Raw genomic sequence first — 14449 nt, forward strand, 5'->3', positions numbered from 1 at the left:
AGCAACGTTCACCCCACCATGTTGGGATCAAGGTTCAGGATCGTTACGACACCTTCGCCGGGAATTCGAAATGACTGTTCGGTGATCTCGTATCTCGCTGCCGAAGCTTTATCGAACCAAGCATCCGCTCCGATCTTCCGGGGAAAGCGCTGCTCTTCCTGGTTCTGACTGTGGAGTAATTCAAACGCGAAGCTCTCCGCATCCAACTCCTCTCTGGGGAACCACCGGGTGTTCATCTTGGGGGCAGATCTATGCCATTTTCTCCCAGTGGTGCCGTGACAGATGACCATTGATGCTGGATAGATGTCACTGTCGATCATCCTGATCAGTGTGGCGGTGAGGCTAGTTTTGAACGCTCCGGCCACCTCTTTCAGCGCGTTGAGGTTCAATGTCCGATGCTTGCGGCATTCGGCCTTGAACATGGGCCATGGCATCAGGAGATCGGCCGCATACTGGTCGGCAGCGCGTTCGACATTGTTGGTCTGCGAAAACTTGCCGATGTCGGTCGAGCGGCACGCAACCGTTTCTCCTCGATGATGAGCCCAATGGCCGAGTTCATGTGCAATCGAGAAGCGCTCGCGTTGGGGCATGCCGCCTAGGTTCACGGAGATGATGCCCTTATTTCCGAGGCCTGTGATCATTGCCTCACAGCATTTGAGGCAGCGACGTTTCACACGTAGGCCGACATAATAAGCAATGGCCTCTACATCGATGTCGCGTGGTTCCGTAATTCCCAAGGAACGGAGTAGTGCATCTGGAGACAAATTAGTCGGGATTGGATCAATTCTCTTCATTGTCGTTATCTTCGTCTTCCAATTCCGCGAGATCTTCAAGAATTGCTTCGAGATCATCGTTCATAGAACCATCACCAAAGCGAGCAGCGAGCGTTAGGCCCGCCGTGGCATCGCCTGCTTTTGCACGATCATATCGACGTTTAGCGCGCTCAACGTCGAGATCATTTAACTTGGGAGTCATATTGCTGGAGAACGCACCAGCGCGCGCGCGTTCTAAACGCGACTTCGCGAGCTTCATTTCCGCTTGTTCGATAGCGCCTCTGACCATCTGCACATTCGCCGCATCTTCTGGTCCAAGTGGGGTGTCATCGGAAAGTATGAAGTCGATGAAGTTGTCTACCGCATCCTTCTTCTGGTCGCTCATCACGGACGTCCTTCTGTCGCCCAACTTTCGTTGGCGAGCTTTTCGATGTGGCGGTTCATGCGGGTTCGCAGCGCTTCCAAGCGCTTGGCATCAACCCCGACCGCATCCTGCAATTCCTTGCCTCGCAGGCCATCCTCGATACCCATGAGCAGCATCTCCATCTCGCCGTCGCCGGCGAAGTGTTTCTGCAACTTCGACATTGCGCTCTCAAGCCGCTCCTTCTTGGCAAGATCCGCACTGTCGTCGTTAGCCGCAACCATCATGAGGTCTTCAGAGTTCACGATAGTCAAACCCTGCTTCAGGCGCACGAGCTTTCTTTCCTCAGGGATTAACTTCCCGTCGGTCGCGAGGCTCTTCATTACGCCACCAACAAACGCGAGGAATGCGAGGTTCCTCGGCCATTTCCGTTTGCCTTCGGCAATCCTAATGAATGCTTCATTGATCAACTCCTGGGGCGGCGCGTAGCCGCCAGAGCCTGCAATGAAGCTTGCTATCCGGCCAAGCTTATCCAGCTCGACTTCGGAAAGGTTCCGGAACACCGCAAGGGCTTCTTCCGGGGAGTAATGTTCTTCGTCAGGCTGTCCCACCAGCTCCTCCGCTTATTCTTGCTCATGTACCGACCTCCTCCTTGATCTTCACTCTGTTTGCGCGCGGCCACGCCGATTCCGACAAAACTTTTTCGTGTCGGAATCGTCGGCGTTGCACGCAACCAATGTGGACGAACGTGTCCTCCCAAACTCTGTCAGCTAGGAATCAAAGACCATGACTATCGAACATCAGGAAACTGACCGCGGCAAGAACACCAACATCGAAATCGCGGGGCTCGACCTCAACTTCCACGCTTTTGCGCTGGATACCCGTACGCCCACTGGTGGCAAGATCGCGAAGGTCGCCGGCTTCGTCGCGGACCAGTATCCGTACGTCCTGCAGTGGCGCGATGACGGCGATCTCGAGGAAATCCGTGCGCAGGAAGAAGCGGATCTCGGTAACGGCGCAAAGTTCATCGTCGCTGTGAGCGATGGCACCAACCGCATCGCAATCGAGGGTGAATCCTTCGACTGGCCTGCGGACGAAATCGCCGGTGCCGTCGTTCGCAAGCTGGGACGCATCCCTGCGGAACTCACCGTCTATCTCGAGCGCACGGACGAGCCTGACCGCCTCGTCGGCGACGACGACGTCATCAAGATCAAGAAGGATGGCATCGAACAGTTCCGCAGCGCCAAGCCCCAGGTGTGGGAACTGAACGTGCAGGGCAAGAAGATCGTCTCAACGGCACCCATGATTTCGGTCGTGGACGCGCTCACCCGTGCAGGATTCGATCCTAACGCCTGGATCATTATCCTGAAGGTCGCAGGCCAGCCCAAGCGTCAGCTTTCGGTTGGCGACGAGATCGACCTGCGCGCGCCGGGGATCGAGAAGATCCGCCTGACCGCAAAGGACGTGAGCAACGGCGAGGCGCGCGCAGCGCCTTCCCGTGACTTCGCACTTCTCGAGGTTGACGAAACCTACCTCGACGGCCTCGGCATTCAGTGGGAAACGAGGAACAGCGACGGACACCGCTGGCTGATCATTCGCGATTACCCTGTTCCCGACGGTTACACCGCCGAGACGACCACGATGGCGCTGATGATCCCTCCGACCTACCCCCAGACCGAAATCGACATGTTCTATGCCTACCCGCCGCTTCAGCGAAAGGCGGGTGGTTCGATCCCGGCCACGGAGGCGACCCAGAGCATTGGTGGACTTCCCTTCCAGCGCTGGTCGCGCCATCGCGGCTCGGTCGTTCCGTGGAATCCGCAATGCGACAACGTCGTCTCCCACCTGGCTCTGGTCGAATCGTCTCTTGCCAAGGAGGTTGGCGAATGATGCCCGCAAGCACTCTGGCGATGGCCGGCGCCACGCATTCGGTTCTCAAGGGCCATCTTCTGTCCGACGGGAATGAGGCGGCTGCAATCCTGATCTGCGCCCCCTCGCCCGGCCCCCGTGAGCGCCTGGTCGTGCGGCAGGCCATCCTGGTTCCGCACGATGCCTGTCCCCTGCGCAAGCCGGACGCGCTCGTCTGGCCCGGTGCCTATATCGAGGACGCGATCGATATCGCAGAGCCGGGAGGACTCGTCATCATTCTCCTGCACTCGCATCCGGGCGGCTGGTTGCAGTTCTCGCATGTCGACAATGAGAGCGACCACCGTGTATTTCCGGGCCTGTTTCAGGCGTTCGGACAATGCCACGGTTCGGCTATTATGACCCCTGAAGGCGCAATCCGTGTCCGTCTCTATTCACCCGACATGGAATCGCGCCCCGTCGATCTCGTGACAATCGCCGGCGATGACATCGTTTACTGGTGGAACGACGGCATCGTGGACGCCGTCCCGGCTGGTCGGCCGCTTCCCTTCACCGGCGCGATGACCGGGGAACTCGGCCGGTTGTCCGCTGCCGTGATCGGTGTTTCCGGCACCGGCTCCATCGGTGCTGAAGTGGCGGCTCGGCTCGGCTTCGGCTCGGTGACGCTCGTCGATCCCGACAAGATCGAGAAGAAGAACCTCAACCGTATCCTCAATTCGACTTCGACGGATGCGGCGCGCGGTCGGCTCAAGGTCGACATGTTCTCGCAAGCCATTCGGGAGCATCGCGGTGATGGTGTAGCGGTTTCCATCGCTGACACACTTGGGACGCGTGAAGCGATCGAGGCCGTCGGCCAGTGCGACGTGATCTTCTGCTGCGTCGACAGCAAGGAGGGCCGACAGTATGCCGACCTGATCGCTTCCGCATTCGTCATTCCGCTGTTCGACGTGGGCGTCACGATACCGACGTTCCTCGACGGCGGCATTGTCGCCATCGCCGATGTTAGCGGCCGGATCGACTACGTCCAGCCTGGCGGCTCCACGCTCGCCGACCGCGGGGTCTACACACAGGAAAGCCTGCGCGCCGAATACCTGTACCGCACCGACCCGGACACCTTCCGTGCCGAGCTCGAGGCAGGCTATATCAAGGGCATCCTTGAAGAGGCGCCGTCGGTGATAACGCTCAACATGCGGGCGGCATCTGCCATGATGAACGAATTCATCGCGCGGGCGTATCCCTACCGCCAGGAGCCGAACCGGAACTACGCCCGGGTCTCGTTCAGCCTCGCGGCCTGCGACGAAGATCATCACACGGAGGACGACTTCGATCGGAGTGAGAACGCGCTGCTTGGTCGTGGAGCCGCCGAGCCACTGCTCGGGCTGCCGCTGTTTCGCAAGCCAAGGAAGGTTGCCGCATGAGGATCATGAGATGGTTTCGGAGACTGTGGGGCAAGTACGGCCCCGCTCGCCGACTGCTGGTCATCGAGGGCGACACACTTCCGTCTGATCTTCCCTCTCGCGACCTGGTTCTCACGCGAGATGACGGCGATGATTGGAGTATCGGCATGCGGTGCCCGTGCGGTTGCGGAGAAGGGATCGAACTGATGATCCTGAAGGAGGCTAGGCCCCGCTGGGACGTCAGCGTCAATAAGGCCGGTGAGCCATCGCTCCACCCATCAGTCTGGCGAAAGTCAGGATGCAGGTCTCACTTCTGGGTTCGCGAGGGGCGAATCCTTTGGTGCGATTAAACTGCGTACGCGCCAATCAGTAGAACCAAGCCACTGCACACTGGCACATGTCAGTGTTTCAGTTTCGCTCTGAACTCCAGCACCTTGCCGCCATTCCGCAGGTAGGCATCCCTGTTCTCGGGCCACACAACTTTCGGCGGTACCCAGCGGGTCACCATGAACTCCCCCTCGCCGCCGGGATCGTCGATGATCCATCGGCCGGGGACAAGGGTCGTGTTCGACCAGTCGATGTTCCAGTCGACTTCGTCGCATCCGCATTCGTAAATCGTTGTTCGTTTCGTTCCTTCAGTCTCGACACGGAGGGACGACATCGTCCCTTGCAGATCGGGCCGGGCACGCGACAGGTACAGCATCGCGTTCGTCGCAAGCCGCGCCAGATGCCAGAGGCTGGCCTTCCTCGCCAGGGCCTTGTCTCCGATGATCTCCATCTTCTTGTAGTTCAGCTTCGCCACGTCGGCGTCCTCGGGGATGGTGAAGGCGAAGAAGCGGTTGAAGTTCGCCCTCGTCTGGCCCGGCATGTGCTGCTCGCGCTGGTCCCACTGCGGATAGTTGGTTACGAAGGTCATGAGCCATCCGCGGACGGGACTATCGGTATGCGTGATGTAGAAGCCTTCGATCAGCGCCGCCGGATTGTCGGGGTCGTCCTCCAGCGTCTCCCCGACATGCACATAGATGCCTGTTCGGTATGGGAAAACATTGCGAAGTGTCACGCCGTCGAACCAGGTCGCTTCAAGGTGCGGCCCCAGGTTCGCCATATCGAACACGATGCCATCGTTCTCGATATGGTGGTTTCGGATGTCTCTCAGGAACATCGGCCCGTACTCGCTGCCCCTTTTTCGGCGGTCGGCATACGCCTGCTCTTTATAGAGCTTCTCGGTCATGGCCTCCAGGTCGGGGGTCGCTGTGAACTCGAGGTATTCCCGTATACGCTTGCGGAGGTTCGCCCGCTGGATGTCGCCGAGCGCGAACCAGGCATCGAACCTGTACGGATGATACCAGACTGGAAGACCGTCTATTTCATAGCCTTTGTCGCCGTAGTCCGTCACGCCGCCGATTCTCCACCATCGCTCGCGCGACGCTATCCCGGAAAGAGGATGGCGCCAACGGACCGGTATCCAGATACCGGTCACTATTGACAAAACGAACAAACCAGGAACATATGCGCGTAACCACGAACGACTACCGCTCCATGATGGAGGCGCCACGATGGTAATGCGAATACGAATAGGTCGTCGCTGAAGACGTGCACCATCGCCCACCGAACGGGCGCGATGCCGCACGCGCAATCCCCAAGGACTTAATCCTCTGAATCGAATCCTGCGACGCCGATCGCAGCCCTGGTTCGCGTCTTGAGTATCTGTTGCAGTTGATCTTCCGCATCAGAATTCGCTGATTTTGAGATGCTATCGGGGAATACTTGGCGAGACAATTCGAGCAAGACTCCGGGACGAGTCCTTGGCGTGGAAATCGCACGCCTTGCGGCGATTTATCGAACGTAATCAAAGGATTCGTAGAAGCGCCTGCATGAGCGGTGGATTGCTTTTTAGAAGATCTGTGTTCTCGTAAGGCTGTCTCCAGGGCATCCCGGGAGACGGCAGTCAGACACAACAACTCATTCAACATGCCGATGGCGCCCCCGTCTCGGCATGAACGGAGAAGCTATGTCCACATGCAAGATTACCAGAAAACCCAAGGTGCTCTCATCGACGATGACAGTCGGAGAAGTCGAAGAGTGGTTCGAGGCCGAATTCGAGAAGGCCCGGAGACGAATAGCCAGACGAGCAAAGACGAAGTCCCGTCCACAGATCCTCATCAAGAAGGAAACAAGGAATGCATGAGCATCCCCGCCACGATTTCGAGACTCAACTCTCCAATGAAGCCTTCTGGCTCGACGTGTTCGGCCCCAACAATGAGCCCCAACGCGAGATCAAGCCGGGCAGCAGGTACCGTACGCTGCCGGGATGGTTTCCGACCAGCAAAAACGTCCGTGGGCGCGTTAGGACGCGAGAGCCGCTCATGGCGGATCTCTTGATCCATCTCGACACCGATCCGGCGATCCGGGTCGTCGCGGAATTTCCGATCAAGACGAACTATCATGTGCGTCGGCTGGACGGCACCGTTCTCACCAAGGAGCACATTCCGGATCTCGCCGCCCTTCGTCGTGACGGGCGCGTATTCGTGATCGATGTTGTGCCATGGAATGTTCAGCAGGACATTCCATGGATCCAGCGTCGAAGAGAGGCGCTGACGGCTCACTATGACAAGCTCGGGGCTCGTTACCTCCTCCTGGATGAAACCTCGATCCGCCTGCAGCCACTCCTCAACAACCTGAAACTCATGTGGATGCACAAGTCATCGGGCCACGACCTCAATGGGATGGCGCAGATCAGACAAGCCCTGCGCGACACTTCGTATCCTGCAACGATGGAGGATCTCGTGCGCACGATGCCTTCGAACGCCATCATTGCGAGGTGGAGCGACGAGGACGAGTCCGCTGCCCGCCACGTAACTGAATGCAGCCCAGTGTTCACAGCCGTGATGCAATTGGCGATGGCCGGCGAACTCGACGTCGACCTCACCAAGCGCTTCTCCCCTTCGACCACGGTCGCACGAAAGGAGCTGGCTCATGCGTGACGACATCATCTGGAGCAAAATCAAGACCCACCACGAGCTGGAACTTCCGGCCGATCGCGAGGATGCCCCCCCTTCGCAGGCGTGGAGCTTCAAGGAGCGCGAAAACTTCATGCTCCTAAATCCTCCGAGAACAAAGTACGGCCTATTCTCCTACGTTGCAGTTATCCAGGCGACGCGGGACTCTACTGCGCAGTACCAGTTCGTACATATCGGCACCAACGACCAGATCTTCCTATCGGACTGGCAGATCAACAAGCTCGTGCGGGCAGGAAGGATCCGTCCAGTACTGGGACCTGGGGACGGGCCTCGCAACGTTCCTGGATCGAGCTACAACTTGACACCGAAGCAGCAGAAGAAGGCGCGCAAGAAACTTGCCTACGCCGACGGCTTCGAAGAGTTCATGCGGGTAAACAATGTCTGGGCCCTAACAGACGAGCAGAAAGCCAGTATCGTAAGAGCCGTCGCGGAGCAGATCGGCGATGATGATCCTCCCGGACGTTCCGGATGGTACAAAATCATCAAGATCGCGCGGACCGGCAACCAGTACGACCGCCTCGTCAGCTTCGCAGACAACGACGCCGCAAAAGGAAACCGCACGCCCCGTTACGGGCGTGCGATCGCTGAAGCCATCGCGGATGCTGCCCAGGAGGCTGTTTCGTCGCGCGGCGACTGGAAGAGCATGCGAGCCATCCTTGAAAGGTGGGCCAAGCCCGGAGGGATGTACTTCCACCTCCGTAGTCAAATCGTCGATGATGACGGTCTGTGCCATATTCCGGAGAAAAAGATCCAGCGCGTCCTAGGTTCTATGAACCAGTTCGTCCGGGACTTCCTCGAACACGGTCCCGATTACGCAGAACGCGTGCACATGTACGCGATCAAACAGGTGCGGCCCGAGGCGCCTCTTCACATTGTTGACGTGGACCATTCGACGATGGACTGCGTTGTATACGACGCCGAATTCCCTATCGCATATGGCAGGCCGGACATCATCGTCTTCCGGGACCGTTTCAGTGGCATCATCGTCGGATATGCCATTACGTTCGGCGCCCCGAGCTATCAGACGTTTTTGGACGGCTTGCGCCACATGATGTTCGAGAAGGACCCTGAAACCATGGGTGGCTTCAGCTATCCATGGTGGGGCCGCTCCCTAGCCCTCGGCGTCGACAACGCAAAGCATCTCATCGGCCTCAATGCCCGCGCAGCCGCCCAGGAGCTAGGATTCATTCCTGTAGCATATCGGCCCGGCCGGCCGTGGGAAAAAGGAGCGCTTGAGCGGCTGTTCGGCATCCTCAGCCAGAAGATCGTGCATCGCGTCCCAGGAGCCACCATGAGTGATCCCGACGATCGCAACGACTTTGATGACGACAAGGACATGGCTCGGCCCGTCCTGAACCTTCAGGAGCTCAAGGGATATCTCGACTACTACTTCGCGTACATCCACCATCACCAGCCCACGCAGGGGCTTGATGAGCTGGCGACATTGAAGGGCATTCCCGCCGACCTGTGGGCGAACAACATCAAGAACGCGCCCCAGGCACCCCTGATCGATCCTGACATCTTCACCCGTCTCGCGGGTGATGTCGGCACCGTCACCCTGGGGGCTACGGGCGCTCGTTGGGAATACATCACCTATGCCTGCCCGGAGCTGATGGTGCTGACAACAAACCCCGGTCATAAGACTGGGCGTAAATACAATGCCCGCCGGGATCCCGGTGACCTCGGCAGCATCGACATCGAAGACCCGTATTCCAAGCCGCCTCGCTGGATCAAAGCTCCGGCATGCGATGCGGACGCCGGGTACGCGAAAGGCATGAAGCTTCACGTCCACCGCGCCATCGTGAAGTACAAGCGTGAGCAGGCAAAGAAGGCCGACCGAGACATCATGCTTCGGCAGGCCCAGCAGGAAATGGAGGCCGCGCTCGTCGATCTTCACGCCCAGCGGAAAAAGCATCGCACTGCGACACTGCTGGCTCGCTTCTACGATGCCAATGTCCGCAAGGCCGCCCGCTCGCGGATCGTTGAGATGGGACGTGTCGAATACTCCGGTGGCCGCCTCGATTTCGCTTCCATGCCTGAGCGCAACCCGCCGCCCCGCATCAGCAGCCGCGCTGTCGGTGTTATGCCGACCACGAGAGAAGAAGTGCTGGGCGCGCAGCCGAAGGCCGTCGCCATCCGCGCGGTGACGGGTGAGCCGAGCCCAGCCCCGACGTTAGACAAGTTCGACGATGGCGTGCCGGATGACATCGCAGACTGGGATCTTTGAGTAAGGAGTTGACCCCATGACCAATATCGAAACCAACAACCAGTCAAATGCCAGTGTCCGTTTCCACACCGAGGCGTTCGAGACCGATCAGGATCGGGTCGCGGCATCAAGGCTTCCCGCCGCGCGGCGGCAGTGGATGATCAAGAACCTGATCGTCAAATACCCCGTCTTCAATGAGGGCTACGCTGTCATGTCCGAGAACCACTACCCAGTGGCGGGAGGCACTCATTCTACCGGCGCAGTAGGGGCCATGCTGGGTGAGTCCCGCACGGGCAAGACCGCGGTCTGCAGCTTTTACTCCGCCATGCACCCGGCGACCTACGACGAGGAAGGAGAGATCTTTCCCGTCATCCACATGACTGCCAGCATTAACATGTCTCCCGTCGAGTTCGCCCATGAACTCAATCGGCTCACGGCCGCGCGGTACGCCAGGATGCACGGCGGCGTTGGTGCATACGTGAACAACGCCCTGCTTCGCCTCCTCAAGGTGCGGACGGAACTCCTCATCATCGATGATGCCCAATACCTGTTCTTCGAGCGGACGTCGAAGACGGCAGCCAACATGTTCAAGCTCATCAAGACGATCGTTGATTACAACTCTTTGAGCATCATGCTGGTGGGCGAAGAGCGGGTGGATGACTACGTCAACTCGATCGATGCCTTCGTCAACCGCGGCTACAACTCCCATGTCCTGAAATCCCTGTCGGCAGGAAAGGCGGACATGAAGCGGTTTGAGAAGCTGCTCGGCGCGATTGACAGGCGCCTCCCGTTCGCGAACCTCAGTGGCCTCGATAACCCATACATCGCGCGTGAGATGTACCGATACTCCAACGGCATGATCGGACGCGTGATGAATCTTGTCCGGCCCGCGGCCTTTAAGGCGATCAACCAGGGGACATCGATGATCATGATCGAACACTTCCGGGAAGCCGTCGCCACCCGTCGCCGGAAGGGCGACGATCATGATTACTTCGGAGGATTCCGGGATGCTGCATGATCTGTTTCGCACCGACCGCATTTTCTCGTCATGGAGAGTTCGTCCCCATCATGGCGAATCCGCCGAAACCTACTTCACTAGGTTGGTACGCGACAACGCGGAGTGCCTTCCCGAAAGATACATGGCGCTGTGGGGTTTGGCGAACACTGGCGAGCCGATCGCCCGGATGCTTGAGGAAGTTCTCCGGCTTCCCCTGACGGCGGCAGAAAAGGAGTCGCTGGTTTGCTGGACACCGATCGACGAGGGAAAGAACTGGACGCTGAACAGGCTGGCGATTTCTCGGTGGCGGTTTGTGAGGCATGGGCGGTTCTGCAGCCAATGCGTCGAGGATGCTCCCTACCACAGGGTGTGGTGGGATCTGAAAGGTTTCGAGATCTGCCCCGTTCACGATATCGAACTCACCCGCCCTTATCGTGGCCGGCATTCGCCGTTCTATGGTTTCGTCAGGGGTGGTCTTTCTCCACTCCCCTCGCTCTCCGAGACAGGGCGATCGTCCTTGGAGGGGTACGTCCTCGAGCGGCTCGGTGTCGTGGAGAGATCCACGGAAAGACCTCTGCTGGACGGCGAGAGCCTGAACATGGTGTTGAAGTTCGTCCCGAAGATGGGGCGCCTCCTCGGGAATCCACGGTCGTCCAAGCTCCCTTGCGAATCGCTTGGAGACAACATTCTCGGCTTCGAGGCGATGTCGAGGGACATGGTCCACCTCGAGGACCGCCTTTCCGAATGGATAATCGAAAACGTCTCGACCGACGACCTCCACCGAGGCGCCGCGACAGCGGTCTTCGGACATGGCAGGAATATGTGCCACAAGCTGTTCACCGAGGGCAACCTTCCCGACCTTGTGGCTACCGCCCAGCTACGGGCGTGCTCGCGACATGGCAGCCTTCCGAGGGCGGTCATTTCCCGAGAGGGACTTGGCCAGCTTCCAACCTTCCGGCAGGTCCATTCGTCGTTCAGCATGACAGCCAAGGGACTGCACGAAATACTGACAAAACTGTGCATCACGCCGGAAAGGACGGACAAGGGTACGCTGCACTTCACGCCCGAAATAGTCGATCGGGTTCGTCGGGAGTTGGTTGACCTGGTTTCGCTGGAGGTTGCATCGAACCAGCTTGGCTGCACGGCTTCCGAAGCGAACCTCCTCGCGCGACATCTGGCCGCGACCGCCGGCTGGTCCGGATGCGTCTCTCTTCGACGGGGGCCGAGGATGGTAAGGCATTATTTCAAGAGTGAAGTAGACAGGATTGTTCAACGCCTTACCGCGTTCCCAGGGGTCCCCGAGGGAATGCAGGTCATCGGGATTGAGAAATTCCGGAAATACGCGCTCAAGTCCATGGCGCACATCATGGCAGAGGTGCTCGCAGGGAAAGTCGAGTGCTTCCAGGATGGATCGGGGCGGGGCTTCGCCTCGCTCAGGTTCCGGCGGCAGTTCGCCAAACCGCGGGGCCTTGCTGCCGAGATCGGACGCAGGCCTATCCCTGGGAACGCGATGCTTAAAGCCGAGTTCACCGCCATGACGGGCATCGCATCGCGTGGCATTTCACATCTTGTATCGACAGGATATGTCCGCGCGCACATCATGTCTGACATACTCCTTGATCGGGATAGCGCGGTCGCTTTCCACCGCGAGTTCGTGAACGTCGTGCAATATCTAAACGCTGACGAGACTCAGTTGCGTGTGAATGTCCTGATAGCGCAGGATCTCGCACTCACCCGCGAATTCTCATACGAAGCCGTTCAGGCGCTGATCGTTAGAAGAGCCGGCCTATCGGAAAGGATTGGCCCTTTACGGCAGATCACGCCGAGAGGACTCGAAATGTGGCGCGATTTCGTGGATCTTGCCGGAAAGAACTGCCCGTCATCGATGATCCCGCACGTCCCCGGCGACGGAAGCACGAAGATCTACACCACGAGCCGGAAATGGGTGTTTCGTGTCACCATCGAGAATGAATCGCTCGTCTTCAAGATCGTCTTCAGAGCCAATCAATCCACGCGAATGTGGAAGATCTACCAAGAACACGGAGACAGGATGCGAGAAATCCTGTCGTCGTTTCAGTGGGAGTCGGGCGAAAAATGGCTGACTGCGACGGTCAGGGCATCTTCCCGCAACGACATCGACGTCATCACCAGGGAAATCGGCGAAGTGACGAACCACTTTCGGTATCAGATGCCCTGATTTTGTGCGTGTCAGACTGAGAGCGAACAGCCGGGAGCGATCCCGGCTGCATCTTTCATTTGTTGATGTAGCTGCCGTCTGCCTTCGCCTTTTGGATCCTTTCATCGACTTTCATGAGAAGGTTTTCGATGACACGTTGGGTGGCTCCTTCATTCAGGAACCTCGGATCCTCCGGATGTACGTTGGCTGCAAGCAAGAGATCCTGAAGTGCATCCTGGCCTGCGGGCGTAACAGCGCCAGTGTCGGCGGCAAGACTCTCGAAGGTGCTTACCCTGCTAAGGAGCAAGATTTCGTCTCGTCTCAGGGGTGCATTGAGAATGACTTCTTCCTGCTGGTTCTTTCCGAAGTTTTGGAGAGCCGCCGCCTCCGGCCTTCCATTGCCAACATGATAAGCGACGGCCGCCAAGAAGTCTCGATCCTGCCATAGGCTGTGGATGTTCAACACTACTTCCTGCTCAACAGGGACATGGCGAAAAACCGCACCCGCGACTGACTGTGGATTGGTGTCATCGAATATCCGGTCGAACATTTCGGCTATATTGCGGTTCCTCGTCCAGCTCGTGGCTGGCCCCTCGTGGAGGACTCCATCGAGAAAGAGAGGCAGCAATTCTTCTTTACCCGGAACGTTGTAAAGATGCCGCTTGCGATAGAGCGGAGTACCATCGTGTTGCCGGAACCGCAAAGGCAGATCACGAGATCTCGCGATCAGGATCTCTGCAATTTCATCCCTAAGCGCCGGATCCTGGTTCCATCCGCGCAGCCATCGTCCGAGTGCTGTGAGAAAGTCCGACGTAAACATGGCAATTCTACCTTTCAAAATACCTTCTTGACGAGTCGCTAGTTGCGCTCGCTAATACATGAACCGATCCCGCATCTTGAGCTGTTAGAGGCCTGAATTCGGAATCCACATTTATGCCGGAAACGGGATCTCGAATCCGCACTTATGGCTTCTAAGTCCGAGTTTATGCAATCGAAGAACGACGAATAAGCGTGTAATTTCAACGCACCGGAATCCGCGCTTATGTGGCGGTCCAGACAGTGTCTTACCGAAAAATATGAATGATTTGGATCAGGCGCAGGAAGCATATAGGAAGCGCCGATCACCTGAGAACAAGCACATGTCTGACGACATCGGAGACGATGAACTCGTTTCCCTCTCAAAGGCTGCGAAGCTGTTCTTTCGCGGAGAACTCACCAAATCCGCCCTGCGCACGGAAGCCCGCAAGGGAAATCTCGAAATCATCCGGATTGCGAACAAAAACTTCGTCGCGAGGAATGCGATCAAGCGGATGATCGCGCGGTGTACGCTACCCTCTCCGGTGAGCTCGGCAAGGCCGCCGCAAGGCATCACTGCGAAAGAGGCAGTCCGCCTGAGGCTGGCGGCACTGAAGCGTAATGAGTAGGGGCGCCTTCAGACAAGCCGACCTGGAGCGGATCTTTCGGGCCGCGAAGAAGGTCGGCGCAGTTGTCCAGATCGACCTTCGGACGCTTTGAGGTGAGGATATTGCCGGTTGCTGATGCTTCCTCATCGGCGATCGATGGGATGGCTCCATCTGGAGCGGAGAACTGGGATGGCGATCTCTAAACTTTCTCTGGGAACGCCCCGAAAATGAGCGACTGAGCGGTGATGGC

The 14449-nt window shown here is 58.2% G+C and carries 13 protein-coding genes; 8 read left to right on the forward strand and 5 right to left on the reverse strand.

The window, feature by feature from the left end; genetic code table 11:
- Nucleotides 1-8: 8 nt before the first annotated feature.
- Genes AC5J09_RS08940 through AC5J09_RS08950 form a run of 3 tightly spaced genes read right to left on the reverse strand, consistent with a single transcriptional unit; the run spans nucleotide 9 to nucleotide 1745 of the window.
- A complete protein-coding gene (locus AC5J09_RS08940; RefSeq protein WP_494297471.1) occupies nucleotides 9-794 on the reverse strand; it encodes an ImmA/IrrE family metallo-endopeptidase in 786 nt (261 codons plus the stop codon).
- Nucleotides 781-1158 carry a hypothetical protein gene (locus tag AC5J09_RS08945; RefSeq protein WP_494297472.1) on the reverse strand — a complete coding sequence of 126 codons (378 nt, stop codon included), beginning with the start codon at nucleotides 1156-1158 and terminating at the stop codon, nucleotides 781-783. Before AC5J09_RS08945 ends, AC5J09_RS08940 begins: the two co-directional genes overlap by 14 nt.
- Nucleotides 1158-1745, reverse strand: coding sequence for a transposase (locus AC5J09_RS08950; RefSeq protein WP_494297473.1), 588 nt, complete (start codon nucleotides 1743-1745; stop codon nucleotides 1158-1160). The genes AC5J09_RS08945 and AC5J09_RS08950 overlap by 1 nt, the downstream gene beginning before the upstream one ends.
- Nucleotides 1746-1920: 175 nt before the next feature.
- On the opposite strand from AC5J09_RS08950, the gene AC5J09_RS08955 reads away from it, so the two are divergent.
- Genes AC5J09_RS08955 through AC5J09_RS08965 form a run of 3 tightly spaced genes read left to right on the forward strand, consistent with a single transcriptional unit; the run spans nucleotide 1921 to nucleotide 4747 of the window.
- On the forward strand, nucleotides 1921-3024 hold the full coding sequence (locus AC5J09_RS08955) for a multiubiquitin domain-containing protein (protein WP_494297474.1): 1104 nt from the start codon (nucleotides 1921-1923) through the stop codon (nucleotides 3022-3024).
- Nucleotides 3021-4418 carry a ThiF family adenylyltransferase gene (locus tag AC5J09_RS08960; RefSeq protein ID WP_494297475.1) on the forward strand — a complete coding sequence of 466 codons (1398 nt, stop codon included), beginning with the start codon at nucleotides 3021-3023 and terminating at the stop codon, nucleotides 4416-4418. Before AC5J09_RS08955 ends, AC5J09_RS08960 begins: the two co-directional genes overlap by 4 nt.
- A gap of 5 nt (nucleotides 4419-4423) precedes the next feature.
- Complete coding sequence (locus tag AC5J09_RS08965; protein ID WP_494297670.1) at nucleotides 4424-4747, forward strand: ubiquitination-like system serine protease family protein; 324 nt, start codon at nucleotides 4424-4426, stop codon at nucleotides 4745-4747.
- A gap of 50 nt (nucleotides 4748-4797) precedes the next feature.
- Here the strand turns inward: AC5J09_RS08965 and AC5J09_RS08970 are convergent, their stop codons facing one another.
- Entirely contained in the window at nucleotides 4798-5793 is a 996-nt protein-coding gene (locus tag AC5J09_RS08970; RefSeq protein WP_494297476.1) for a hypothetical protein, read from the reverse strand.
- A 784-nt stretch (nucleotides 5794-6577) separates the two neighbouring features.
- Here AC5J09_RS08970 and AC5J09_RS08975 point away from each other — a divergent pair.
- From AC5J09_RS08975 to AC5J09_RS08990, 4 genes are read left to right on the forward strand one after another with little or no spacing between them, the layout of a single operon-like run.
- A complete protein-coding gene (locus AC5J09_RS08975) occupies nucleotides 6578-7381 on the forward strand; it encodes a hypothetical protein (protein WP_494297477.1) in 804 nt (267 codons plus the stop codon).
- Nucleotides 7374-9644, forward strand: a complete 2271-nt coding sequence (locus AC5J09_RS08980) for a TnsB C-terminal domain-containing protein (protein ID WP_494297478.1) — start codon at nucleotides 7374-7376, stop codon at nucleotides 9642-9644. The genes AC5J09_RS08975 and AC5J09_RS08980 overlap by 8 nt, the downstream gene beginning before the upstream one ends.
- 16 nt (nucleotides 9645-9660) lie before the next feature.
- Nucleotides 9661-10641, forward strand: a complete 981-nt coding sequence (locus AC5J09_RS08985) for an AAA family ATPase (RefSeq protein WP_494297479.1) — start codon at nucleotides 9661-9663, stop codon at nucleotides 10639-10641.
- Complete coding sequence (locus AC5J09_RS08990) at nucleotides 10631-12817, forward strand: TniQ family protein (RefSeq protein ID WP_494297480.1); 2187 nt, start codon at nucleotides 10631-10633, stop codon at nucleotides 12815-12817. Before AC5J09_RS08985 ends, AC5J09_RS08990 begins: the two co-directional genes overlap by 11 nt.
- 55 nt (nucleotides 12818-12872) lie before the next feature.
- Here the strand turns inward: AC5J09_RS08990 and AC5J09_RS08995 are convergent, their stop codons facing one another.
- Complete coding sequence (locus AC5J09_RS08995) at nucleotides 12873-13616, reverse strand: hypothetical protein (RefSeq protein ID WP_494297481.1); 744 nt, start codon at nucleotides 13614-13616, stop codon at nucleotides 12873-12875.
- 319 nt (nucleotides 13617-13935) lie between these two features.
- Between AC5J09_RS08995 and AC5J09_RS09000 the strand changes: the two genes are divergently transcribed.
- On the forward strand, nucleotides 13936-14220 hold the full coding sequence (locus AC5J09_RS09000) for a hypothetical protein (protein ID WP_494297482.1): 285 nt from the start codon (nucleotides 13936-13938) through the stop codon (nucleotides 14218-14220).
- Nucleotides 14221-14449: the final 229 nt, after the last annotated feature.

The organism is Sinorhizobium sp., from assembly GCF_059070375.1.